The sequence below is a fragment of the Streptomyces sp. NPDC043812 genome (genome assembly GCF_056436245.1).
Genome location: NZ_JBWKCY010000019.1, coordinates 43,911 through 68,307, shown reverse-complemented (window position 1 = coordinate 68,307; position 24,397 = coordinate 43,911). Strand labels below are relative to the sequence as shown.

At 71.5% G+C, this 24,397-nt stretch carries 22 protein-coding genes; 11 read left to right on the top strand and 11 right to left on the bottom strand.

Annotation, left to right across the window (positions count from 1 at the left end; genetic code table 11):
- Positions 1–489: 489 nt before the first annotated feature.
- From AC067Z_RS26340 to AC067Z_RS26330, 3 genes are all read right to left on the bottom strand, one after another.
- On the bottom strand, positions 490–2,139 hold the full coding sequence (locus AC067Z_RS26340; RefSeq protein ID WP_478792076.1) for a phospho-sugar mutase: 1,650 nt from the start codon (positions 2,137–2,139) through the stop codon (positions 490–492).
- A gap of 567 nt (positions 2,140–2,706) precedes the next feature.
- Positions 2,707–3,537 (bottom strand): purine-nucleoside phosphorylase, encoded by an 831-nt coding sequence (locus tag AC067Z_RS26335; RefSeq protein ID WP_478792075.1) that lies wholly within the window; start codon positions 3,535–3,537, stop codon positions 2,707–2,709.
- 169 nt (positions 3,538–3,706) lie between these two features.
- Entirely contained in the window at positions 3,707–4,144 is a 438-nt protein-coding gene (locus AC067Z_RS26330; protein WP_478792074.1) for a gamma-glutamylcyclotransferase family protein, read from the bottom strand.
- A 237-nt stretch (positions 4,145–4,381) separates the two neighbouring features.
- Between AC067Z_RS26330 and AC067Z_RS26325 the strand changes: the two genes are divergently transcribed.
- A complete protein-coding gene (locus tag AC067Z_RS26325; RefSeq protein ID WP_478792073.1) occupies positions 4,382–5,821 on the top strand; it encodes an NAD(P)H-quinone dehydrogenase in 1,440 nt (479 codons plus the stop codon).
- A gap of 201 nt (positions 5,822–6,022) precedes the next feature.
- The gene (locus AC067Z_RS26320) at positions 6,023–6,916 is read left to right on the top strand and encodes a DeoR/GlpR family DNA-binding transcription regulator (protein WP_478792185.1); all 894 of its coding nucleotides are present in this window, start codon (positions 6,023–6,025) and stop codon (positions 6,914–6,916) included.
- 74 nt (positions 6,917–6,990) lie between these two features.
- On the opposite strand, the gene AC067Z_RS26315 is transcribed toward AC067Z_RS26320, so the two are convergent.
- Positions 6,991–7,557 (bottom strand): TetR/AcrR family transcriptional regulator, encoded by a 567-nt coding sequence (locus AC067Z_RS26315; RefSeq protein ID WP_478792072.1) that lies wholly within the window; start codon positions 7,555–7,557, stop codon positions 6,991–6,993.
- A gap of 131 nt (positions 7,558–7,688) precedes the next feature.
- Entirely contained in the window at positions 7,689–9,440 is a 1,752-nt protein-coding gene (locus AC067Z_RS26310) for an acetyl/propionyl/methylcrotonyl-CoA carboxylase subunit alpha (RefSeq protein WP_478792071.1), read from the bottom strand.
- Positions 9,441–9,794: 354 nt separating this feature from the next.
- On the opposite strand from AC067Z_RS26310, the gene AC067Z_RS26305 reads away from it, so the two are divergent.
- Positions 9,795–10,250: a hypothetical protein gene (locus tag AC067Z_RS26305; protein ID WP_478792070.1), complete on the top strand. Its 456-nt coding sequence runs from the start codon at positions 9,795–9,797 to the stop codon at positions 10,248–10,250.
- 41 nt (positions 10,251–10,291) lie between these two features.
- Here the strand turns inward: AC067Z_RS26305 and AC067Z_RS26300 are convergent, their stop codons facing one another.
- The 4 genes from AC067Z_RS26300 to AC067Z_RS26285 form a co-directional block, all read right to left on the bottom strand.
- On the bottom strand, positions 10,292–10,906 hold the full coding sequence (locus AC067Z_RS26300) for a Maf family protein (protein ID WP_478792069.1): 615 nt from the start codon (positions 10,904–10,906) through the stop codon (positions 10,292–10,294).
- A gap of 671 nt (positions 10,907–11,577) precedes the next feature.
- Positions 11,578–11,706, bottom strand: coding sequence for a morphogenic membrane protein MmpB (mmpB, locus tag AC067Z_RS26295; RefSeq protein ID WP_478792068.1), 129 nt, complete (start codon positions 11,704–11,706; stop codon positions 11,578–11,580).
- A 126-nt stretch (positions 11,707–11,832) separates the two neighbouring features.
- Entirely contained in the window at positions 11,833–12,042 is a 210-nt protein-coding gene (locus tag AC067Z_RS26290) for an acyl-CoA carboxylase epsilon subunit (protein ID WP_478792067.1), read from the bottom strand.
- Positions 12,043–12,055: 13 nt separating this feature from the next.
- Complete coding sequence (locus AC067Z_RS26285) at positions 12,056–13,648, bottom strand: acyl-CoA carboxylase subunit beta (RefSeq protein WP_478792066.1); 1,593 nt, start codon at positions 13,646–13,648, stop codon at positions 12,056–12,058.
- A 134-nt stretch (positions 13,649–13,782) separates the two neighbouring features.
- Here AC067Z_RS26285 and AC067Z_RS26280 point away from each other — a divergent pair, with 134 nt between their 5' ends.
- The 5 genes from AC067Z_RS26280 (at position 13,783) to hutH (ending at position 19,747) form a co-directional block, all read left to right on the top strand.
- Positions 13,783–14,658: a biotin--[acetyl-CoA-carboxylase] ligase gene (locus AC067Z_RS26280; RefSeq protein WP_478792065.1), complete on the top strand. Its 876-nt coding sequence runs from the start codon at positions 13,783–13,785 to the stop codon at positions 14,656–14,658.
- Between the two features lie 173 nt (positions 14,659–14,831).
- Entirely contained in the window at positions 14,832–15,986 is a 1,155-nt protein-coding gene (locus AC067Z_RS26275) for an adenylate/guanylate cyclase domain-containing protein (protein ID WP_478792064.1), read from the top strand.
- Positions 15,987–16,100: 114 nt separating this feature from the next.
- A complete protein-coding gene (locus tag AC067Z_RS26270; RefSeq protein ID WP_478792063.1) occupies positions 16,101–16,901 on the top strand; it encodes an enoyl-CoA hydratase/isomerase family protein in 801 nt (266 codons plus the stop codon).
- A 53-nt stretch (positions 16,902–16,954) separates the two neighbouring features.
- The gene (locus AC067Z_RS26265) at positions 16,955–18,127 is read left to right on the top strand and encodes a GGDEF domain-containing protein (protein ID WP_478792062.1); all 1,173 of its coding nucleotides are present in this window, start codon (positions 16,955–16,957) and stop codon (positions 18,125–18,127) included.
- Between the two features lie 78 nt (positions 18,128–18,205).
- The gene (gene hutH / locus AC067Z_RS26260; RefSeq protein WP_478792184.1) at positions 18,206–19,747 is read left to right on the top strand and encodes a histidine ammonia-lyase; all 1,542 of its coding nucleotides are present in this window, start codon (positions 18,206–18,208) and stop codon (positions 19,745–19,747) included.
- Positions 19,748–19,820: 73 nt separating this feature from the next.
- On the opposite strand, the gene AC067Z_RS26255 is transcribed toward hutH, so the two are convergent.
- Positions 19,821–20,108, bottom strand: a complete 288-nt coding sequence (locus AC067Z_RS26255) for an LAETG motif-containing sortase-dependent surface protein (RefSeq protein WP_478792061.1) — start codon at positions 20,106–20,108, stop codon at positions 19,821–19,823.
- 108 nt (positions 20,109–20,216) lie between these two features.
- Between AC067Z_RS26255 and AC067Z_RS26250 the strand changes: the two genes are divergently transcribed.
- Positions 20,217–20,588 carry a hypothetical protein gene (locus tag AC067Z_RS26250; RefSeq protein ID WP_478792060.1) on the top strand — a complete coding sequence of 124 codons (372 nt, stop codon included), beginning with the start codon at positions 20,217–20,219 and terminating at the stop codon, positions 20,586–20,588.
- Between the two features lie 332 nt (positions 20,589–20,920).
- Positions 20,921–22,186 (top strand): L,D-transpeptidase, encoded by a 1,266-nt coding sequence (locus AC067Z_RS26245; RefSeq protein ID WP_478792059.1) that lies wholly within the window; start codon positions 20,921–20,923, stop codon positions 22,184–22,186.
- A 69-nt stretch (positions 22,187–22,255) separates the two neighbouring features.
- Here the strand turns inward: AC067Z_RS26245 and AC067Z_RS26240 are convergent, their stop codons facing one another.
- Positions 22,256–23,119, bottom strand: a complete 864-nt coding sequence (locus AC067Z_RS26240; RefSeq protein WP_478792058.1) for a helix-turn-helix transcriptional regulator — start codon at positions 23,117–23,119, stop codon at positions 22,256–22,258.
- Positions 23,120–23,246: 127 nt separating this feature from the next.
- Between AC067Z_RS26240 and AC067Z_RS26235 the strand changes: the two genes are divergently transcribed.
- Positions 23,247–24,299, top strand: a complete 1,053-nt coding sequence (locus AC067Z_RS26235) for an NAD(P)-dependent alcohol dehydrogenase (protein WP_478792057.1) — start codon at positions 23,247–23,249, stop codon at positions 24,297–24,299.
- Positions 24,300–24,397 lie beyond the last annotated feature (98 nt).

Sequence of the window (24,397 nt, the reverse complement as noted above, 5' to 3'; positions counted from 1 at the left end):
CGCGCTTCGTGCGTGGCCGGGTCCGTGTGGTTCGGCGTCCGGATGCCGCTCCGGGGGCATGTCCGGGACTGGTTTCCCATACTTGCCCCACTCCAGACTCACGACGCCTTACGTCCCGAACACGTCCCCTGCGCGTCCCCCTCCCCGGTCCGGTTGTCTCGCTCCCGCCCGGTGAGCGGCTGTCCGCACTCGCCCCCGGACGAGGAGTCACCCCTGCCCGTGGGGCGACCACTGGCCGCAACGGTTGAGTCCGGCGTGAGGGGGACGGGGCCGGAGGAGGGGGGTGCCCGGACGTAAGGCGTCGTGAGCAGGGGAGCGCAAGTACGGGAAAGCAGTCCGGGCACCGCCCTCCGGAGGCCCCGGCCCCCGGCACCCACCACCAGCCCCCCGGCAGGGCCGGACCGCGCGCGTCAGGCCAACGAGGGCCCAGCCCCCGGCCCCGCACCCACAACCGGCCCCCGCGCACCCACCCCCCGCAAGGGGACGGCGTCAGATGCCCGCCGCCGTCGACAGGTCCCGCTTGATGCCCGACAGCACCTCCGCCGCCCGCTCGCGCGCCGACTCCAGGCCGCTCGCGTCCGCGACCGGGACGACGACCTCCAGGTAGCACTTCAGCTTGGGCTCCGTGCCGCTCGGGCGGACGATGACGCGGGCCGTGAACTCGCCGTCCAGGTAGTAGCGCAGGCCGTCCGTCGGCGGGAGCTCGTCCGTACCCTGCGTCAGATCCTCCGCGCTCGTGACACGCAGCCCCGCCAGCGTCACCGGAGGCCGCTCACGCAGCGCGCGCATCGCGTTCGCGATGATCCCCAGGTCCTCGACGCGCACCGACAGCTGGTCGGTGGCGTGCAGTCCGTGCTCGACGGCGAGGTCGTCCAGCAGGTCGGAGAGTGTACGGCCCTGCTCCTTCAGCTCCGAGACCAGCTCGGCGACGAGCAGCGCGGCCGTGATGCCGTCCTTGTCGCGTACGCCCTCGGGGTCGACGCAGTAGCCGAGCGCCTCCTCGTAGCCGTAGCGCAGCCCGTCGACGCGGGCGATCCACTTGAAGCCCGTCAGCGTCTCCTTGTGCCGCAGCCCTGCCGCCTGCGCGATCCGGCCCAGCAGTGACGAGGACACGATCGACTCGGCGAAGACGCCCGAGACGCCCTTGCGCACGAGGTGCGCGGCGAGCAGCGCGCCGACCTCGTCGCCGCGGAGCATCCGCCAGCCGCCCTCGACCCCCTCGTCGGGCACCGCGACGGCGCAGCGGTCGGCGTCGGGGTCGTTGGCGATGACGACGTCCGGGGCCACGGCACGGGCCGCCTCGAACGCAAGGTCCATCGCTCCCGGCTCCTCCGGGTTGGGGAAGGCGACGGTCGGGAACGCGGGGTCCGGGTCGGCCTGTTCGGCGACCAGGGCCGGCGGGGGGAAGCCCGCGCGACCGAACGCGGCGGTCAGCACGTCCTTGCCCACGCCGTGCATCGCGGTGTACACGACACGGGCCGTGCGCGGCGAGCCGGCGGTCAGCACGGCGTCCGTCCGCTCCAGGTACGCCTCCAGGACCTCGTCCCCGAGCGTCTCCCAGCCTTCTTCGGCACGCGGTACGTCGGCGAGGCCGGCGATCGCGTCGATCGCGGTGGCGATCTCCACGTCGGCGGGCGGCACGATCTGCGAGCCGTCGCCCAGGTAGACCTTGTAGCCGTTGTCGCGCGGCGGATTGTGGCTCGCGGTGACCTCGACACCCGCGACTGCGCCCAACTTCCTTATGGCGAAGGCCAGTACGGGCGTCGGCAGCGGACGCGGCAGCACGGCGGCACGCAGGCCGGCGCCGACCATGACCGCGGCGGTGTCGCGTGCGAAGTCCGCGGACTTGTAGCGCGCGTCGTATCCGATGACGACGAGGCCGTCGCCCCGGCCCTGCGCCTTCAGGTACGCGGCGAGACCGGCGGCGGCCCGGATGACCACGGCGCGGTTCATCCGCATGGGCCCGGCTCCCAGCTCGCCACGCAGGCCGGCGGTCCCGAACTGCAGCGTTCCGCCGAACCGGTCGGCCAGTTCGTCGAGGTCCTGCGCCTCGATGAGCTTGGCGAGTTCGTCCCGGGTCTCACTGTCCGGGTCCTCCGCGAGCCATGCCTTGGCCCGCGCGATGAGGTTCTGCTGCACGTTTGCTCCGCCTCTCGTCTCCGACTACGTCGAGTGTGCGCGCCCGGGGCGCGCGCGCCCTGCAATTCGCCGTTCCGCGGCGGGTGGCCGGGGCCTTCGCCCCGGCACCGACGGGCCCCGATCTCCCGCTGGCACAGGGGTCTCCCCGGAGGGGCTGGTGGTGGCCGGTGCGACGCCCCAGGTCACCGCTGCCGCCCGACCGGGCTCATGGGGGCGTCCCGCGACGGGTCGCCGGCCGGGTGGTTGACCGGCCTCGTGAGGCCGTCCCGCCCGGGGCGGACCGGGTGCCGGCCCCCGCCGGCGCACCCGGGCGATGCTGATCGCCCATCAGCCGGATGCCCTCGGTACGGCCGGTGCCGGCCCTGCCGAGGCCGCACCGGACCGGAGCGACGGCCCGCCGGCCCGCAGCAGCCGGTCCCGTGTTCAGCAAGGGCGGAGGCCGTTGGGGCCCGGGGGGACCCGGTCATGGGGCGGGAGCGCGGCCACCGGGCCGCAGGGGTGCGAGGACACCGGGCGCACACCGCGCGGCAGACGCGCCGTCCGCGCCCCGCGTCCCCACCCCCGACCTCAGATGCGCTCAAGCACCCGCGTCAGCAGCTCGCCCATCCGCGCGGCCGAGTCGCGGCCCGCCTGCAGCACTTCCTCGTGGTTCAGCGGCTCACCCGTCAGGCCCGCCGCCAGGTTCGTGACCAGCGAGATGCCCAGCACCTCCGCGCCCGCCTCGCGGGCCGCGATCGCCTCCAGGACCGTGGACATGCCGACCAGGTCGCCGCCCAGCACGCGGACCATGTTGATCTCGGCCGGGGTCTCGTAGTGCGGGCCGGGGAACTGGACGTACACGCCTTCCTCCAGCGTCTCGTCCACCTCCTTGCACAGCGCTCGCAGCCGCGGCGAGTAGAGGTCCGTCAGGTCGACGAAGTTCGCGCCGATGATCGGCGACGTGGCCGTCAGGTTGATGTGGTCGCTGATCAGCACCGGCTGACCCGGACGCATGCCCTCGCGCAGGCCGCCACAGCCGTTCGTCAGCACGACCGTCTTGCAGCCCGCGGCCACCGCCGTGCGCACGCCGTGCGCCACGGCCGCGACGCCCCGGCCCTCGTAGAAGTGTGTACGGCCGAGGAAGACCAGCGCCCTCTTCGCGCCGATGCGGTACGAGCGGACCTTGCCGCCGTGGCCCTCGACCGCCGGGGGCGGGAAGCCGGGCAGCTCGGTGACGGGGAACTCGGCCTCGGGCGCGCCGAGCGCATCGACGGCAGGTGCCCAGCCGGAGCCCATCACCAGGGCGACGTCATGGGTCTCGGTGCCGGTCAGCTCGCGCAGCCGCGCGGCGGCGGCGTCGGCCGCGGCATGAGGGTCGGCGAGTGCGCCGACGAGGTCCGGATTCACAGATGCGTTCACGCCGATGAGGGTAACCCGAGGATCCCTACGCGCGTAGATGACGCAGCGCACGACGATCGGATCGTTGCCTTGTCGTTTCCGACGAACGACCGGCGCGTGTCACCCGGATGTTGCGCCACGACTGCGTCACCAGCTGCCGCGACGTGGTGTGCGGCCCGGCCGGGGCCGGTCAGCACGGCCGCTTGCGCATCTCCATCACGTAGTCGTGCGGGGCGCCCGCGGACTCCGCCGCGTCGGCGAGCTCGCCCAGATAGCGCGCGGACGGCAGTCCGCCCTCGTAGGCGTTCAGTACGTACACCCAGGCGGGTTCCTCGCCGTCCAGGGTGTGCACCCGGACCCGCATACGCCGGTAGATGTCGAGACCGACACCCTCCCAGCGGTCCATCGAGTCCTCGTCCATGGGGGCGATGTCGTACAGCGCGACGAAGACCTGGGAGCGAGGTGCCTCCACGATCGTGGCCAGCGCTCCCTCCCAGCCCATCTGCTCCCCGCCGAAGGTCAGCCGCCAGCCGTTGAGCCAGCCGGTGCCGCGCAGCGGTGAGTGCGGGGCGCGGCGTGACATCAGCCGCGCGTCGAGGTTGCCGGCGTACGCGGCGTAGAGCGACATGGGATCGAGGGTACGGGAGCGCGGGGTGAGGCTGCCGACCTCAGTGCTGCGAAAGGGGCCCGTGGAGGACCCCGGCGGGGCAACTGCCGTGGTTGCGGCCGTATGCCGCCCCCGGGGCGAGAACGCTTACCCGGTGCGGGACAATGAAGTACGTACTGCATTCCCCGGGGGACAGCCCCGGACCCCCGGCAGAGCGGGCAGGCGGGCCGGGATCGACAATGCGAGGCGGACTTTTTCGTGACCCGGATCGTGATCATCGGTGGCGGACCAGGCGGATATGAGGCGGCCCTGGTGGCGGCCCAGCTCGGCGCGGAGGTGACCGTCGTCGACTGCGACGGTCTGGGCGGGGCGTCGGTGCTGACCGACTGCGTACCGTCCAAGACCCTGATCGCCACCGCCGAGGTCATGACGACCTTCGACTCCTCCTACGAGGAGCTCGGCATCATCGTGGCCGACGACACCCCGCACATCGAGCAGGCCGCCCGCGTCGTCGGTGTCGATCTCGGCAAGGTCAACCGCCGCGTCAAGCGCCTCGCGCTCGCCCAGTCCCACGACATCACCGCCTCCGTCACCCGGGCCGGTGCCCGGGTGATGCGCGGCCGCGGCCGGCTGGACGGCCAGCAGGCGATGGACGGTTCCCGCACGGTGATCGTGCGTGCCGCCGACGGCAGCGAGGAGACGCTCACCGCGGACGCCGTGCTGATCGCGACCGGCGGCCACCCGCGCGAGATCCCCGACGCCCTGCCCGACGGCGAGCGCATCCTGAACTGGACGCAGGTGTACGACCTGACCGAGCTCCCCGAGGAGCTCATCGTGGTCGGTTCCGGTGTCACGGGCGCCGAGTTCGCGGGTGCGTACCAGGCCCTCGGCTCCCGGGTCACCCTCGTCTCCTCCCGCGACCGCGTGCTGCCGGGTGAGGACCCGGACGCCGCCGCGGTCCTGGAGGACGTCTTCCGTCGCCGCGGCATGAACGTGATGGCCCGCTCCCGCGCCGAGTCCGCCAAACGCGTGGGCGACCGGGTCGAGGTCACCCTCTCCGACGGCCGGGTCATCTCCGGCTCGCACTGCCTCATGGCTGTCGGTGCGATCCCGAACACCGCGGGCATGGGCCTGGAGGAGGCCGGGGTCCGGCTGAAGGACTCGGGACACATCTGGACCGACAAGGTCTCGCGCACCTCGGCCCCGGGCGTGTACGCGGCAGGCGACGTGACCGGCATCTTCGCGCTCGCGTCGGTTGCGGCGATGCAGGGCCGTATCGCGATGTACCACTTCCTCGGCGACGCGGTCACGCCGCTGAACCTGAAGACGGTGTCGGCGAACGTGTTCACCGACCCGGAGATCGCCACGGTCGGCTACTCGCAGGCGGACGTGGACGCGGGCAAGATCGACGCCCGTGTCGTCAAGCTGCCGCTGCTGCGCAACCCGCGTGCCAAGATGCAGGGCATCAGGGACGGCTTCGTGAAGATCTTCTGCCGGCCGGGCACGGGCATCGTGGTCGGCGGCGTGGTCGTATCGCCGCGCGCCTCGGAACTGATCCACCCCATCTCGATCGCGGTCGACAACAACCTGACGGTGGAACAGATCGCAAACGCTTTCACCGTGTACCCGTCTCTGTCGGGCTCGATCGCCGAAGTGGCACGCCAGCTGCACACCCGCAAGGCCACCGGCGAGGGCTGACCGCCCGGGGCGACGGACGAAACCCGGCGAACCCCGGGCACTCCACCCGCGAAACGATCAATCGAGAGGCCGCCTATACCACTTGGCGGCCTCTCAAATGCGCAATTTCCGCTATCCGGCGCATAGAGCTGAAAACTGACGGGCGGTGGGGTTACTGTCAGTTTCGTGTTCGCTGCAGAACGTCGTCAGTTGATCCTCGAAATGGTGCGCGCCAACGGAGCCGTGTCGCTCCGGGAGCTCGCCCGCGTCGTCCAGACCTCCGAAGTGACCGTACGGCGGGACGTGCGGGCACTGGAGGCAGAAGGACTCCTCGATCGCCGCCACGGCGGTGCGGTACTGCCGGGCGGCTTCACCCGCGAATCCGGCTTCCCGCAGAAATCCCTGTCCGCGACCGCGGAGAAGACGGCCATCGCCGATCTCGCCGCGGGCCTCGTCGAAGAGGGCGAGGCCATCGTGGTCGGCGCCGGGACGACGACGCAGGAGCTCGCGCGCCGCCTCGCCCGCGTCCCCGGCCTGACCGTGGTCACCAACTCCCTCCTGGTGGCGCAGGCGCTGGCGCACGCCAACCGCGTCGAAGTCGTCATGACCGGCGGGACGCTGCGCGGCTCCAACTACGCCCTGGTGGGCAGTGGCGCCGAACAGTCCCTCCAGGGTCTGCGGGTCTCCCGCGCGTTCCTGTCCGGCAGCGGTCTGACCGCCGAGCGGGGCCTGTCCACGTCCAACATGCTCTCGGCGAGCGTGGACCGGGCGCTGGTGCAGGCAGCGGCCGAGGTCGTGGTCCTGGCGGACCACACCAAGCTGGGCACCGACACCATGTTCCAGACGGTGCCGACGGATGTCATCACCCGCCTGGTCACGGACGAGCCGCCGGTCCACGACGACCGGGCGGCGACGGAGCTCCAGGCGCTGGCCGACCAGGGAGTGCAGATCGCGGTCGCCGGAGCGGGCACCGCCACGGCCCCCGCACACCACGACGTCCCCCTCCCCGGCCAGCGCCGCACCCGCTCCGGGCTGCGCGCCGCGCCCGGCTCCCTGGCGCCGGAGCCGCTCCCGGACCGTGCCGCCTCACGGGTGGCGGACCTGCGCCGCCGCTGACGCTGCCCGGGGCGGATGCCGACCGGCGCCGCGCGCTCCGCGACGCGGCCCCGGCGGTCATGTCCCGGACGGTGTCAGCCCGCCTTCAGCCCCCGCAGCGTCAGCGTCAGCAGCCGGTCCGCCAACCCGCTGTCCTCCGGGGTCTGTTCCGCCGCCAGCGCGATCGCGTTCGTCAGTTGCATCAGATCGCCGATCGACACATCGGTACGGACCGCGCCGCTCTCCTGGGCCCGGACCAGCAGGCGCTCGCCGGCCCCGCGCATCGGGACGCTGCACCCCGCCAGGGCGGAACTCTCGTCGTGCGACGCCGACATGAGCGCCTGAGCCAGGCCTCGGTACTCACCCGCATGAGTGATGATGGCGCGCAGCCACTCCACGAGCGCCTCGCACGGCCTGTCCGCGCCCGCCAGTTCACGCGAGCGCTCCAGCAGCGCCGACAGGGCCTCCTGGAAGACCGCGTTCATCATGGCGTGCCGGTTCGGGAAGTGGCGGTAAAGCGTGCCGATGCCCACGCCCGAGCGGCGCGCGATCTCCTCCAGTGACGCGTCGGTGCCGTGCTCCGCGAACGCCGCGCGGGCTTCGGTGAGCAGTCGCTCGTAGTTGCGGCGCGCATCCGCGCGCTTGGGCCTGGTGTCCGTCACGTCGTCAAGGATGCCGGACGCGTTCCGGATCAACCCGGCGATGGCCCCACGCGCATCGCGCCGGGCGCCGCAGGGACAGACGCGAAGGGCCCCGGCACAGGTGCCGGGGCCCTTCGACGAGCAGCGGGGCGTCAGTCCTTGATCTCGCAGATCGTCGCGCCCGACGTCAGCGAGGCGCCGACCTCGGCCGACAGGCCCTTGATCGTGCCGGAGCGGTGCGCGTTCAGCGGCTGCTCCATCTTCATCGCCTCGAGGACGACGATCAGGTCGCCTTCGGTGACCTGCTGGCCCTCCTCGACCGCGACCTTGACGATCGTGCCCTGCATCGGCGAGGCGAGCGTGTCGCCGGAGGCCGCCGACGCGGACTTCTTCGCCGCACGGCGCTTCGGCTTCGCACCCGCCGCCAGGCCCGTGCGCGCCAGCGTCATGCCCAGCGACGAGGGCAGCGAGACCTCGAGACGCTTGCCGCCGACCTCGACGACGATGGTCTCGCGGCCGGTCTCGTCCTCCTCCTCCTGACCCGGCACGGTGAAGGGCTTGATCTCGTTGACGAACTCGGTCTCGATCCAGCGCGTGTGCACCGTGAACGGGTCCGCGGTGAACGCCGGGTCCGCCACGACCGCACGATGGAACGGAATGGCCGTGGCCATGCCCTCCACCTCGAACTCCGCGAGAGCACGCGCCGCGCGCTGCAGTGCCTGCTCACGGCTCGCGCCGGTGACGATCAGCTTGGCGAGGAGGGAGTCCCACGCCGGGCCGATGACGCTGCCGGACTCGACCCCCGCGTCGAGGCGGACACCCGGGCCGGTCGGCGCGCGGAACGTGGTGACGGTGCCGGGCGCGGGCAGGAAGCCCCGGCCCGGGTCCTCACCGTTGATGCGGAACTCGAAGGAGTGACCGCGCACCGCCGGGTCGTCGTAGCCCAGCTCCTCGCCGTCGGCGATACGGAACATCTCGCGCACCAGGTCGATGCCGGTGACCTCTTCGGTGACCGGGTGCTCGACCTGCAGACGGGTGTTGACCTCCAGGAAGGAGATCGTGCCGTCCACGCCGACGAGGAACTCGACCGTGCCGGCGCCGACGTAGCCGGCCTCCTTCAGGATCGCCTTCGACGCGGCGTACAGCTCGGCGTTCTGAGCGTCCGACAGGAACGGCGCCGGGGCCTCCTCCACCAGCTTCTGGTGGCGGCGCTGCAGCGAGCAGTCACGCGTAGAGACGACCACGACGTTGCCGTGCGAGTCGGCGAGGCACTGGGTCTCGACGTGACGCGGCTTGTCCAGGTAACGCTCGACGAAGCACTCGCCCCGACCGAACGCGGCGACGGCCTCGCGGACCGCCGAGTCGTACAGCTCCGGCACCTCTTCCAGGGTGCGGGCGACCTTCAGACCGCGGCCGCCGCCGCCGAAGGCGGCCTTGATCGCGATCGGCAGACCGTGCTCCTGGGCGAACGCGACGACCTCATCGGCCCCCGAGACCGGGTCGGGCGTTCCCGCGACCAGCGGCGCACCGGCGCGCTGCGCGATATGACGGGCGGCGACCTTGTCACCCAGATCGCGGATCGCCTGTGGCGGCGGGCCGATCCAGGTCAGGCCCGCGTCGAGGACCGCCTGAGCGAACTCGGCGTTCTCGGACAGGAAGCCGTATCCGGGGTGGACGGCGTCCGCTCCCGAATCGGCCGCGGCCTGAAGCACCTTGGCCATGTCCAGATAGCTGGCGGCCGGGGTGTCACCGCCCAGGGCAAACGCTTCGTCGGCTGCCCGGACATGCAGAGCATCCCGGTCCGGGTCGGCGTAGACGGCTACGCTCGAGATCCCGGCATCCCGGCAGGCACGGGCAACGCGGACAGCGATTTCGCCACGGTTGGCGATGAGCACCTTGCGCACGATGGCTCCCTCCTTGAAACAAGCTGAGTTTAGGGACTGCCGACACGGCCTTTCGACCCGTCCCCAATGGTGAGCTTGCCCACACGGAGCGTGATTCGAGGCTCGCTCGATCGCGAAATCCCTTGTCGCACCACGGTACGACGGGATCCTTCCTCGCACAGTAGCCCTCAGGTGTGGTCAAGGTCTCTGTTGTTGAGGTCAGCGGCCGATCGCGATTCTTTGTCGAGTCCCTACGAATGGCCCAATGATTCTTTGCGATGTGGTCGAGTGTGCACACCTCTTGTCCCGGCGTTTACCGGTCAGTAGCGTTCACGCTGTCGTACGTACGTCCGGTGACGAGGGGTTGGGGGCGCCGTGGTGCGCAGACCGGTGGCCGTGGTGGCTGCGCTTGTCCTGCTGGTGGAGGCCGTCGGCATCGTCGTGCTCAACGGCATCATGGCCCGCTTCGTCGAGGGGCAGCAGATGTCCCTCGACGGCCTGGACCCGGACGCGATGGTCGCCGGCACGTGGGCCATGGGTATCGGCTCGGGGCTGTTCCTCGCGGCGTGCGGCGTGTTGCTGCTCCTGATGGGCATACGCGACCGGGCACCCGGCCGCTTCACCCGCATTCTGCTGATCGCCTGCGCCGTCGTGCACGGTGTACTGGGCGCACTGACGGTGGGTCTGGTCGGCTGGCCGGCATTCACGTACATGATGCTGGTGCTCGGGCTGGTGGTGCTGTCGCTGATCGCGTACGGCAAGGAGCCGGCGGAGCCGGCCGCGTCGGGCCCGGCCCCCTCCCCCTCGACGGACGGCGCGGCGCCTGCGTGACGGAGGGCCGGCGCGGTCCGGTCGGCCGGGTGCGCAGGTCTTCAGACCCAAAGGTCGGTGATCGAGAAGCCGAGCTCGCCCAGCAGCGTGCGCAGCAGCGGCAGTGAGAGCCCGATGACGTTGCCCGGGTCGCCGTCGATGCCGTCGATGAACGGCGCGGAGAGTCCGTCGAGGGTGAACGCGCCCGCCACGTGCAGCGGTTCGCCGCTCGCCACGTAGGCCGCGACCTCGGCGTCCGTCGGCTCGCCGAACCGCACGGTCGTGGACGCGGTCGCCGCCGCGCGACGGCCGGTCGCGGTGTCGATCACGCAGTGCCCGGTCTGCAGCACGCCGTCCCGCCCGCGCATCGCCTTCCAGCGGGCGGTCGCCTCCTCGGCGTCGGCGGGCTTGCCGAGCGCCTGCCCGTCCAGCTCGAGCACGGAATCGCACCCGATGACGAGTGCCCCGGCAACCTCGGGCCGCGCGGCGACGGCGTCGGCCTTGGCCTCGGCGAGTACCAGCGCGAGCTCGGCGGGGGTCGGTGCGTTGAGGGCGTCCTCGTCGACGCCGCTGACGACGACCTCCGGGTGCATCCCGGCCTGCTTGAGCAGGTTCAGCCGGGCGGGGGAGGCGGAGGCGAGGACGAGACGGGGCGCTGCGGAGGTCATGGGGGCCATGGTAGGCGCCGGGGCGCCGCCATTTCCCCTCCCTGCCCTTCCCCGAAACCGGGGCAAGCCCCGGGCCCCGTACCGCGCTTCACGCGCGCGGCGTGCCCCGTGTGGAGGCCGTGGGGCGACCCGTGGACGGGACGGGCTGGAATCGCCGCGGCCCGACGAACGAACCCGTCGCGGTGCTCCGGCAACGCCGGACGGGCCGAAACTGCCGCTCCCGCTGGAGGCCAGTCCCCAGCGGGCATCGAGCCTTGCCGGGGGATGCCCCTGGGTTCGTCCGTGGGCACCGGCGTGGCTGCCGGGCGGCAGGCCCCGCACATACGGCTGCCCGGGGCGGTGGCGAGTCGGCGGCCGGCGCTAGACCCATGGTTCCCTCGCGTCCGCGAGCCGGGGGCAGGCCCCGGGGTTCGTCCGTGGGCACCGGCGTGGCTGCCGGGCCGCAGGGCCCGCGCACGGCTGCCGGCGGCTGTGGTGAGTCGGCGACGCTGCACGCCCATGGCTCCCTCGCGTCCGCCGGCGGCGGCCCCGCACACGGCTGCCGCGGCGGTGGAGAGTCGGCGGCAGGCTCCACGCCCATGGTTCCCCCCGTCCGTCGGCCGCGGGGGCACGCCCCGGCCACCGCCCGGCGGGCGGGTAGGGGGCCGGGCGGAGTCCAGGAGCATCGCGCGCAGCGCGCGTCAGCGGACCCCGGCCGCCACCATCGCCACCACCATGGCCAGCGCCAGCAGAACCCCCGCACGCCGGAGCATGGCCTGCATCGCGCGCAGTTCCTCGGGGGGTTCGTTCTTCGGGTCGGACCAGAGCATGCCTTCGATCCTGCGGGTGCAGGGCGCTTTGCGCCTGAGTACGCGTACTCAACCGTCGAGGCATGCGGAAGGGCCGGGCCCCCCAACGCGGGCCCGGCCCTTCCCGTACAACAGCCGTCAGTGGCCTCAGAGCGGCCAGTAGCTGCGTGCCCACGACCGTGGCCCCGGCTGGGGCCTGCGGCTGCGCGCGATGCGGGCCGGGTCCGACCAGCCCTCCGGCAGTGCCGGCGCATCCGTCCCCGCCGCCGCCGCGCTCGCCGCCGCACGCGCCTGGACCACCGCCAGTGCGGCGGCCAGCTCCTCCGGGGTCGGGTTTCCTCGTACGACCTTGATCATCGAGCAGTCCCTCCTAGAGCGGGATGTTGCCGTGCTTCTTCGGCGGCAGGCTTTCCCGCTTGGTCCGCAGCTGACGCAGCCCCTTCACGATCTGCGTGCGCGTCTCCGACGGCATGATGACCCCGTCGATGTAGCCACGCTCGGCCGCCGTGTACGGGTTCAGCAGCGCGTCCTCGTACTCCTGGATCAGCCGCGCGCGGGTCGCCTCCTGTTCCTCGGCGCCCTCGACGGCGGCGATCGTCCTGCGGTGCAGGATGTTGACCGCGCCCTGCGCGCCCATGACCGCGATCTGCGACGTCGGCCACGCCAGGTTGAGGTCGGCGCCCAGGTGCTTGGAGCCCATGACGTCGTACGCGCCGCCGAACGCCTTGCGCGTGATGATCGTGATCAGCGGGACGGTCGCCTCGGCGTACGCGTAGATCAGCTTGGCGCCGCGCCGGATGATGCCGCCGTACTCCTGGTCGACGCCCGGCAGGAAGCCCGGCACGTCCACGAAGGTCAGCACCGGCACGTTGAACGCGTCGCAGGTGCGGACGAAACGTGCCGCCTTCTCCGAGGCGTTGATGTCCAGGCAGCCGGCGAACTGCATCGGCTGGTTGGCCACGATGCCGACGGGGAAGCCCTCCACGCGCCCGAAGCCGGTCACGATGTTCGGCGCGAACATCGCCTGCGTCTCCAGGAACTCGCCCTCGTCCACCACGTGCTCGACGACGGTGCGGATGTCGTACGGCTGGTTCGCCGAGTCCGGGATGAGCGTGTCCAGCTCGCGGTCCTCGTCGCTCACCGCGGTGTCCGAGGTCTCCGGGAACGCGGGCGGCTCGGAGAGGTTGTTGGACGGCAGGTACGACAGCAGCGACTTGACGTACTCGATCGCGTCCTTCTCGTCGCCCGACATGTGGTGGGCGACACCGGAGGTGGTGTTGTGCGTGCGTGCGCCGCCGAGCTCCTCGAAGCCGACGTCCTCGCCCGTCACCGTCTTGATGACGTCCGGGCCGGTGATGAACATGTGCGACGTCTGGTCGACCATCACCGTGAAGTCGGTGATCGCGGGGGAGTAGACCGCGCCGCCCGCGCACGGGCCGACGACCAGCGAAATCTGCGGAATGACGCCCGACGCATGGGTGTTGCGGCGGAAGATCTCGCCGTACATGCCGAGCGCGCTGACACCCTCCTGGATGCGCGCGCCGCCGGAGTCGTTGATGCCGATGACCGGGCAGCCGGTCTTCAGCGCGAAGTCCATCACCTTGATGATCTTCTGTCCGAACACCTCGCCGAGAGCACCGCCGAAGACGGTGAAGTCCTGCGAGAAGACGGCGACGGGCCGGCCGTCGACCGTCCCGTAACCGGTGACGACACCGTCGCCGTACGGGCGGGTCTTCTCCAGGCCGAAATTGGTCGAGCGGTGACGCGCGAACTCGTCCAGCTCCACGAACGAGTCCTCGTCGAGCAGCAGGTCGATGCGCTCACGGGCGGTCAACTTGCCCTTCGCATGCTGCTTTTCCACGGCGCGTGCGGAGCCGGCGTGCGTCGCCTCTTCGATACGGCGCTGAAGATCCGCGATCTTTCCCGCGGTGGTGTGGATGTCGATTGCTTCCGGCTCGGACATCGGGATGCGGCTCCCTGGCTGGTCACGGGGACGGTAACGGAAGTCGATGATGGGTTCCGTTGCTACTGACTCGTAGCGTATCGGCGCGGATACCGTTCAGCAGTGCGGCGTTTGCCACACCTAACCTGGGTTGCATGACGCCAGACAATGCGCCCGAGAGCCCCTGGTCCGACCTCGACCGGCCCCCGCTGAACGTCGCCGCGCTGCGCCGCGCCCTCCTCGTCCCCGACAGCCTGTGGACCTCCCTGGACGTCGTCCCGGCGACCGGCTCCACGAACTCCGACCTCGCCGCGCGTGCGGCGTCCCTGCCGGAGGGCGCAGTCCTGATCGCCGAGGAGCAGACCGCCGGCCGCGGCCGGCTCGACCGCAGCTGGACCGCGCCCGCGCGTTCGGGTCTGTTCTTCTCCGTACTGCTGCGGCCCGGCCCGGACGTGCCCGTCGAGCGCTGGGGATGGCTTCCGCTGCTCGCCGGGGTCGCCGCGGCGACGGGCCTCGCACGGGCCGCCGGCACCGACCTGTCCCTCAAGTGGCCCAACGACCTCCTCGTGACTGTGGACGGCGAGGAACGCAAGACCGGCGGCATCCTCGCCGAGCGCGCCGGGGACGACGCGGTCGTGCTCGGCATCGGCATCAATGTGTCCCTGCACGCCGAGGAACTCCCCGTACCCGGCGCGGGCTCCCTCGGCCTCGCGAACGCGGTCTCCACCGACCGCGACCCGCTGTTGCGGGCCGTTCTGCGTGCGCTGGAGAAGTGGTACGGCGACTGGCGTGCCGCCGGCGGCGACCCCGCGGCCTCCGGACTCCAGGCGGCGTACGCGGCGGGGTGCGCCACCCTGGGCCGCACCGTGCGCGCCGAGCTGCCCGGCGGGCGGACGGTCACCGGTGAGGCGGTCGCGCTGGACGGCGACGGCCGATTGGTGATCCGGAGCGCGGGCGAGGGCGGCGCGGGTGCCGGGGAGCGAATCGCGGTGAGCGCGGGCGACATCGTGCACCTGAGGACGGCGGACTGACGCGACGCACGGACACGGGCGACGGAGGCGCCGGGAGTGACCTGATTCCGATCCGAATCGGTCCGAACGGGGTCCGTCGCCGGGACGTGAGCTGGGGCACACCTGCCGTATCGTTGAGGCGATCGAGCGACAGATCGGCAGGGAATGCGCAGGGAACGGGCAGGAGGCGGCTGGTGACCGTCGACGACACCACCGGCGCGGGCGCGCAGCCGCCGTCGGACTCCTCGTCGGGTTCCTCGGGGCCCGTGCACCCGCCGCACCACGAGGTCGATCACACAGTGGAGCCGAGCGTCGACCCGCTGGCGATCCGGCTGGAACAGCTGATCCTCGGCGCCGAGCGGCGCTACACCCCCTTCCAGGCGGCCCGCACCGCCGGCGTCTCCATGGAGCTCGCCTCCCGGTTCTGGCGGGCCATGGGCTTCGCCGACATCGGCCAGGCGAAGGCGCTCACCGAGGCGGACGTGCTGGCCCTGCGACGGCTCGCCGGTCTCGTCGAGGCGGGCCTGCTCAGCGAGCCGATGGCGATCCAGGTGGCCCGCTCCACCGGGCAGACCACCGCCCGACTGGCCGAATGGCAGATCGATTCCTTCCTGGAGGGCCTGACCGAGCCGCCCGAGCCCGGCATGACCCGCACCGAGGTCACCTACCCCCTCGTCGAGCTGCTCCTGCCGGAGCTGGAGGAGTTCCTCGTCTACGTCTGGCGGCGGCAGCTCGCCGCGGCGACCGGACGGGTGGTGCAGGCCGCCGACGACGAGGAGATGGTCGACCGCCGGCTCGCCGTCGGCTTCGCGGACCTCGTGGGCTTCACACGGCTGACCCGCCGCCTGGAGGAGGAGGAGCTGGGCGAGCTCGTCGAATCCTTCGAGACCACCTGCGCGGATCTCGTCGCCGCGCACGGCGGCCGGCTGATCAAGACTCTCGGCGACGAGGTCCTGTACGCGGCGGACGACGCCCGCACGGCTGCGGAGATCGCACTGCGCCTGATCGACGCGATGACGCAGGACGAGACGATGCCCGCGCTGCGCGTGGGCATCGCGTTCGGCACCGTCACGACCCGGATGGGCGACGTCTTCGGTACGACGGTGAATCTGGCGAGCCGGCTGACGTCGATAGCGCCGAAGGACGCGGTGCTGGTGGACGGGGCGTTCGCGGAGGAGCTGGTCCGGACGGGCGACGCACCGGCGTCGGAGACGGAGGCGGCCGCGGCGGAGAAGGAGAGCGAGGAGCCCTCGCCGTACCGGTTCGCGCTGCAGCCGATGTGGCAGCGGCCGGTGCGAGGTCTGGGCGTCGTGGAGCCCTGGCTCCTCTCGCGCCGCCCATTGCCCTGACGGCGCGGGGGCCGCGTTTCGTGCGGTGTCCTCGGGTCGCCCGAGGGCTGACCTGTGCCGACCCGCACCACCTATGATCCCCGTGAACCAGCGTTAACCGGGAGGGTGGCCGTCATGTCGGAGTCCGAGCAGCGGTTCGGGGAGTTCGTCGTCGTGCGCAGGCACGAGCAGGGGCACGTCGCCGAGCTCGTGCTCGACCGGCCCAAGGCCATGAACGCCGTGTCCACCGAGATGGCACGGTCCATCCGCGAGGCCTGTGACGCGCTCGGGGCCGACCGGGACGTACGGGTCACCGTGCTGACTTCCAGCCACGAGCGGGCGTTCTGCGTGGGCGCCGATCTCAAGGAGCGCAACTCCTTCTCCGACGCCGACCTCGTGCGTCAGCGGCCGACCGCCCGTGGTGCGTACACCGGTGTGCTGGAGCTGCCCATGCCGACCGTCGCCGCCGTGCACGGTTTCGCCCTCGGCGGCGGATTCGAACTCGCGCTCTCCTGCGATGTGATCGTCGCCGACGCCACCGCCGTCGTCGGGCTGCCCGAGGTGTCCGTAGGGGTCATTCCCGGCGGCGGAGGGACCCAGTTGCTGCCGCGGCGGGTGGGCGCGGCTCGTGCTGCGGAGCTGGTGTTCACCGCGCGTCGCGTGGAGGCGGGCGAGGCGCGGGAGTTGGGGCTTGTGGACGTGCTTGCGGAGGATGCCCGCACCGAGGCGCTCGCGCTCGCGGCCCGGATTGCCGCCAACTCGCCCGTCGGCCTGCGCAACGCCAAGAAGGCGATGCGGCTCGGGCAGGGGCTCGACCTGCGGGCCGGCCTGGAGGTCGAGGACGCCGCATGGCGGGCGACCGCCTTCTCCGGGGACCGAGCCGAGGGCGTCGCCGCCTTCAACGAGAAGCGCAAGCCGGAGTGGCCCGGCGAGTGACCGGACGCCGCACCTACCGATCAGATCCGGCCAAACCTCCCTAAGCTGGGCAGATGGCTGAGGATCGGCGGTTGCGGGCCGTGGTGGCGCTGGCGCAGGCGATGGCGGCCGCGCACACTCCGCGCGAGTCCTGGCGGGCGGCAGCCCTGGGCGCCTGTGTCGCCCTGGACGCGACCTTCGCGGCGTTGTCCGTGTGGGAGCGGGAACTCGGACGGCTCAAGGTGCTGGTGAACGCCGGGCAACGGGCTGAGGGGGAGGAGGAGTTCCCGGAGACGGAGACGTATCCGGTGAACCGCTTCCCCGAGATCACCGAGTTCCTGCACGAGCAGTGGGCCGGCGGCGGCGAGCCCGACGCGTGGGTGGAGACCGCCGAGGGGCCGGCGACACCCGACCACGGCTACTGCCACCAGCGGGTCGCCGCCCTGCGCCGCCGCCGCCGCGGGAGCTGTGTCGTCGCGCCCATCGTGCTGCACGGCCGGGCGTGGGGCGAGCTGTACGTGGCCCGCCCGCTCGGCACGCGCGTCTTCGACCGTCACGACGCCGATTTCGCGACGGTGCTCGCCTCGGTGGTGGCCTCGGGGCTCGCGCAGACCGAGCGGCTGGAGGAGGTGCGGCGGCTCGCGTTCACCGATCCGCTGACCGGCCTCGCCAATCGCCGGGCCGTGGACACCCGTCTGGACGAGGCGCTGGAGCGGCATCGCAGGGACGGTTCGGTGGTGAGCCTGGTGGTGTGCGACCTCAACGGGCTCAAGCAGGTCAACGACACCCTCGGACACGCGGTGGGGGACCGTCTGCTGGAGCGGTTCGGCTCGGTGCTGTCCCTGTGCGGGGCGATGCTGCCGGGCGCCCTGGCGGCGCGGCTGGGCGGTGACGAGTTCTGTCTTCTCACGGTCGGCCCCCCGGCGGACGACGTGATCAAGGCGGCCGAGGAACTCTGCGTCAGGGCCGGGGGGTTGGAGCTCGGTGCCGGTGTCGCCTGCGGGGTCGCCTCGACCGGGGACCCGATCGGCCAGGTCCGGTCCGGGCGCAGGCTGTTCCGGCTGGCGGACGCCGCCCAGTACCGGGCGAAGGCGGCCCGCTCGGCCAAGCCGGTGGTCGCGGGACGGGACGGCGCGGTACTGCGGCTCGCCGACACCCCGCCGCGCTCTCCTCAGGACCGCCGCCGCTTCCGCGACGCGCGGCCGGAGGACGACGCGGAGGCGCACGAGCCGTGGAGCGAGCCGTGACGGGACCGGCGTAAGGGGCGAACCGCGGCCCTACTGGTGACAGGTTGGGATTCAGTCCGTACGCTGCTGAATATGGATATGCAAACAGTCGTGGTGGGGACGTCCGGTACCACCGCCGATGACGTCATCGCCGTGGCCCGCGAAGGTGCCCGCGTCGAGCTCTCCGCCGAAGCCCTCACCGCCCTCGCCGAGGCCCGCTCCATCGTGGACGCCCTGGCTGCCAAGCCCGAGCCCGTCTACGGGGTCTCCACCGGATTCGGCGCCCTCGCCACCCGGCACATCAGCCCCGAGCTCCGCGCCCAGCTGCAGCGCAACATCGTCCGCTCGCACGCCGCGGGCATGGGCCCGCGCGTCGAGCGCGAGGTCGTGCGGGCGCTGATGTTCCTGCGTCTGAAGACGGTGTGCTCCGGCCGCACCGGCGTACGCCCCGAGGTCGCGCAGACCATGGCGGACGTGCTGAACGCGGGTATCACGCCCGTCGTCCACGAATACGGCTCGCTCGGCTGCTCCGGCGACCTCGCCCCGCTGTCCCACTGCGCCCTGGCGCTGATGGGCGAGGGTGACGCAGAGGGCCCCGACGGCACCGTACGCCCGGCCGGCGAGCTGCTCGCCGCGCACGGCATCGCCCCCGTCGAGCTGCGCGAGAAGGAGGGCCTCGCCCTCCTCAACGGCACCGACGGCATGCTCGGCATGCTGGTCATGGCCCTCGCCGACCTCGACCGCCTCTACAAGTCCGCCGACATCACCGCCGCCCTGTCGCTGGAGGCGCTGCTCGGCACCGAAAAGGTCCTCGCCCCCGAGCTCCACGCGATCCGCCCGCATCCCGGCCAGGGCGCCGCCGCGGCCAACATGCTCGCCGTCCTCAAGGACTCCGGGCTCACCCGCCACTTCCAGGAGGAAGAGGCCCCCCGCGTCCAGGACGCCTACTCCGTGCGCTGCGCCCCGCAGGTCGCGGGCGCCGGCCGCGACACCATGGCGCACGCCCGCCTGGTCGCCGACCGCGAGCTCGCCTCCGCCGTCGACAACCCCGTCGTCCTGCCCGACGGCCGGGTCGAGTCCAACGGCAACTTCCACGGCGCGCCCGTCGCGTACGTGCTGGACTTCCTGGCCATCGCAGCCGCCGACCTCGGCTCCATCGCCGAGCGCCGCACCGACCGGCTCCTCGACAAGAACCGCAGCCACGGCCTGCCGCCGTTCCTCGCCGACGACGCCGGCGTCGACTCCGGTCTGATGATCGCCCAGTACACGCAGGCGGCCCTCGTCAGCGAGATGAAGCGGCTCGCCGTCCCGGCCTCGGCCGACTCCATCCCGTCCTCCGCCATGCAGGAGGACCACGTCTCCATGGGCTGGTCCGCAGCGCGCAAGCTGCGCACCGCCGTCGGCAACCTCAACCGGATCATCGCCGTCGAGCTGTACGCGGCGACCCGCGCCATCGAGCTGCGCCGCCACCTCACCCCGGCCCCGGCGTCGCAGGCAGCCATCGATGCGCTGCGCGCCGCGGGTGTCGAGGGCCCCGGCCCGGACCGCTTCCTCGCGCCCGACCTGGATGCCGCGGACGCGTTCGTACGGGAGGGCCGGCTCGTCGCCGCCGTGGAACCGGTGACCGGCCCGCTCGCCTGACGCGCCGCTTCACGCCGAAAGGGCCGCCCCGCCGTCACGGCGGGGCGGCGGGGCGGCCCCTTCACACACGGTGTCAGGCCGCGTACTCGGCGCGCCTGCGCACGGAATACGCCACGAAACCGGCGCCCACCGCCAGGAACGCGGTGCCGCCGATCACGTACGGGGTGGTGTCCACGCTGCCCGTCTCGGCGAGCCTCAATTCCTGCTCGCCGCCCGTCTTCTGCTCGGCCGCCGCCCCGGTGCCCGACGGCTTTCCGGGCTGTCTCTCGGCAGTGGCGTTCGCCGAGGGGACGAACCACAGCGCACACAGCAGACTTCCTGCGGCAGTGGCGGTCAGCAGCGGTCGACGTGCGACGGACACGGAGTCGATCCCCCTTGAGGATTCCTCGAATTGGCCGGGTGCGCTGATGCTAGTGAACGCAGCGGGTCGCGGGAAAGCCGGGAGCTCGGGCGCCCTACGCTCCGTCCCATGACCACTTCTGAGACATCACGTTTTGTGCGGCTACGCGTCGACCTGGTGCTGGAGATCGACGACCCCGGCGCCCTGACCGGAGCCGCCCTGGAGCGGATCACGGCGGACGAGTTCATGCCGGACGACGAGCGCGCGCATGCGCAGTCCGCCGTGCGCGAGGACGAGGCGGAGGCACTCGCGTATCTGGTGGACCCGTTCGACCTGGTGGGCGAGGTGCCGGGCGTGGAGCTCGCCCAGGCGTCCTGGAGCAGCGAGCAGGTCGACTACGACCCCGAGGCCGAGGAATGGGACCTCGGGGACGAGGACGGCGACGAAGCGCCCGACGAGGACGGCGAGGACGCGGAAGGTGCCGAGGGCGACGGGCGGTAGACGGACGGTGAGGGCGGGTACGGGGCGCGGCCCGGCGAGGGGGATGATGTAGGGGGACCGGCAGCCGCCCGCACCCGCAGTGGCCGGTCCTCCGCCGAACGACATGCTTCGGACCCGGATCGCCGGGCAGGCGAACCGGGACCCGGAGATTTCCGTGCCGAACTGTGGGATCGGTGCAACCAGCGGGACGAAAGGAGCGTCGATCAGATCGGTGAGGTGGGTGTCGGGGGTCACGCCACCGGCAGTGGTGTTCCCCACATCCCTTGCGGATGTGGAACCGGATACCCCGATATGGGGGTTGTCCATGGAGAGGCTCAGGGGAAGCGGCAACGATGGAGAAGCGTGTGATGACGGACAGCAAGCGGCGCAAGAGCCTGATGGTCGCGTCCGCAGTGCTCGGTGGCGTGCTGGTGCTTTCCGCCTGCAGTGACGGGGACAAGGAAGCCGGCAGCGCCGAGAGCTCGAAGGCGTCACAGGCGGAGGTCGACGAGGCGGCCGCCAAGGAAGTCTCCAAGGCCCGAATAGCGATCGCGCCGAAGAACGGCTCGACGAACGCCAGCATCAACAACGCCGCCAAGGTCACCGTCACCCAGGGCACCCTCACCCAGGTCACCATGACCACCGCGGAAGGCGCCGACGTCAAGGGCACGCTCTCCTCCGACGGCAAGACCTGGAAGCCGGACGCCCAGCTGGAGCGCTCCACCACCTACAAGATCGCTGCGACCGCCAAGGACTCCGCGGGCCTCGAGGCCCACGAGAACTCCTCCTTCACGACCGTCTCGCCCGACAACAGCTTCATCGGCAACTTCACGCCCGAGGACGGCTCCACCGTCGGCGTCGGCATGCCGGTCTCGATCAACTTCAACAAGGCGATCACGGACCGCAAGGCCGTCCAGTCCGGTATCACCGTCACGTCCAGCAGCGGCCAGGAAGTCGTCGGCCACTGGTTCAACAGCCAGCGCCTGGACTTCCGTCCCGAGCAGTACTGGGCCGAGGGCTCCACCGTCACGCTGAAGCTCGCCCTGGACGGTGTCGAGGGCGCGGACGGCGTCTACGGCGTCCAGCAGAAGACCGTCACCTTCACGATCGGCCGCAACCAGGTCTCCACCGTCGACGTCGCCACGAAGATGATGACGATCACGCAGGACGGCAAGACGGTCAAGGCCATCCCGATCTCCGCCGGCTCGCCCGACAACCCGACGTACAACGGTCAGATGGTGATCTCCGAGAAGTTCAAGGAGACCCGGATGAACGGCGCCACCGTCGGCTTCACCGACGACGACGGCAAGGGCGAGTACGACATCAAGGACGTCCCGCATGCCGCGCGGCTGTCCTCGTCGGGCACGTTCATCCACGGCAACTACTGGGGTGCCGACTCCGTCTTCGGCAACGCCAACACCAGCCACGGCTGCATCGGCCTCAACGACGTCAAGGGCGCGGGCGACGACAAGCAGCCCGCCGCCTGGTTCTTCAACAACTCGATGATCGGCGATGTGGTGGTCGTGAAGAACTCCCAGGACACCACCATCAAGCCGGAGAACGGCCTGAACGGCTGGAACATGGACTGGACGCAGTGGAAGGCCGGCTCCGCCGCCTGATCCCGCCCACCGGCACACACGAGAGCGGCGGCACCCGGAAACGGGTGCCGCCGCTCTCGTCTTCCCCACTCACGTCGCCTCGGCGTTCGCCACCTCGCCCACGCCCCAGCCGGACAGCAGCCTCAGCGACTCCGCGGACCGGGTGCCGGGCTCCGCGTGGTACGTGACCAGTGACAGATCGTGTTCGTCCGGGAACCTGAGGGTCTCGTACGCCAGCGTCAGCTCGCCCACCAGCGGATGGTGCAGCCGCTTGGTGCCATGGCCCTTTTCCTGCACAGTGTGCGCCGCCCACAGGGAGCGGAACTCCTCGCTCTTGACGGACAGTTCACCGACCAGCGCCGACAGCTGGGGATCGTCCGGATAGCAGCCCGCGCACAGTCGCAGCACGCTCACCACCTCGACCGCCTTGCACTCCCAGTCGAGATACAGGGCGCGCGCGTTCGGGTCCAGGAACACGAGCCGGGCCATGTTGCGCTCCTCCGGCGCCATCGCCGCGAAGTCGCCGAGCAGCGCGCGGGCCATGCGGTTCCACGCAAGGACGTCCAGCCGCCGGCCGAGGAACAGCGCGGGCACCGTCTCCATCGCGTCGATCAGCTGCTGCAGCTGCGGCCGGACCTTCTGCGGCCGACCGCCCGCAGCCCGCTTCTTCTTCGCCTTCGGCTTGGCGAGATGCGTCAGATGGTCGCGCTCGGTGTCCGTGAGCCGCAGCGCACGGGCGATCGAGTCCAGCACCTCTGTGGACACGTTCTGCCCGTTGCCCTGCTCCAGGCGCGTGTAGTACGCCACCGACACCCCGGCCAGCTGCGCCAGCTCCTCGCGCCGCAGTCCCGGCACCCGCCGGTGGCGGCCGAAATCGGGCAGCCCGACGTCCTCCGGCTTCAGCCGGGCCCGCCGGGACCGGAGGAATTCGCTGAGTTCGGCACGCTGGTCCATCCCTCAAGTATTCAGGGTCGGGCTGCCCTGCAGGCGTACGAAGCTGACCCTGCCAGTAGTAGGCACAGCGGACGTAGGCACAACAGAGGGCTGGGTGACGTGCAAGGGAAGGGGCAGGGTGGACGCCATGACCACGAACGCTTCCACTGTCCCCGCCTACGCCGCTCCCGCTGCCAACGCGCCGCTGGAGCGCACCACCATCCCCCGTCGCGCCGTCGGCGAGCACGACGTGCTGATCGACATCAAGTTCGCGGGCATCTGTCACTCCGACATCCACCAGGCGCGCGACGGCTGGGGCACCGGCATCTATCCGATGGTCCCCGGCCACGAGATCGCCGGCGTCGTCACCGAGGTGGGCTCCGCCGTCACCAGGTTCAACGTCGGCGACCGTGTCGGCGTCGGCTGCCTCGTCGACTCCTGCCGCGAGTGCGAGAACTGCAAGGCCGGACTCGAGCAGTACTGCCTCGGCGGCAACGTGGGCACGTACAACGCCCTCGACAAGAACGGCGAGCCGACCTACGGCGGCTACTCCTCGCACATCGTCGTCGACGAGGCGTTCACCGTCCGTATCCCCGACGGCCTGGCCCTCGACGAGGCCGCCCCGCTGCTCTGCGCCGGCATCACGCTCTACTCGCCGCTGCGGCACTGGAACGCAGGCCCCGGCAAGAAGGTCGCCATCGTCGGACTCGGCGGTCTCGGCCACATGGGCGTCAAGATCGCCCACGCGCTCGGCGCCGAGGTGACCGTGCTGTCCCAGTCGCTGCGCAAGAAGGACGACGGACTGAAGCTCGGCGCCGACCACTACTACGCGACCGCCGACGAGTCCACGTTCGAGGCTCTCGCGGGCACCTTCGACCTCATCGTCTCGACGGTCTCCGCGCCGCTGCCGTTCGACAAGTACCTCGGCCTGCTGAAGACCGACGGCGCCATGGTCAACGTCGGCGCACCCGAAGAGCCCGTGTCGCTCAATGTGTTCTCCCTCATGGGTGGCCGCAAGACGCTCGCGGGCTCCGGTATCGGCGGCATCCGCGAGACCCAGGAGATGCTCGATTTCTGCGCCGAGCACGGCTTCGGCGCCGAGATCGAACTGATCAGTGCGGACCGGATCAACGAGGCGTACGAGCGGGTGCTGAACAGCGACGTGCGCTACCGCTTCGTGATCGACACCGCGACGATCTGAGGCACCCGGCACCCGGCACCCCACGCCAGGCGCCACGCAGCCGTAGCCGACCTGTGAGGCAGGTCGGCTACGGCTGCCGCCATTCCCTGGCCGGATCG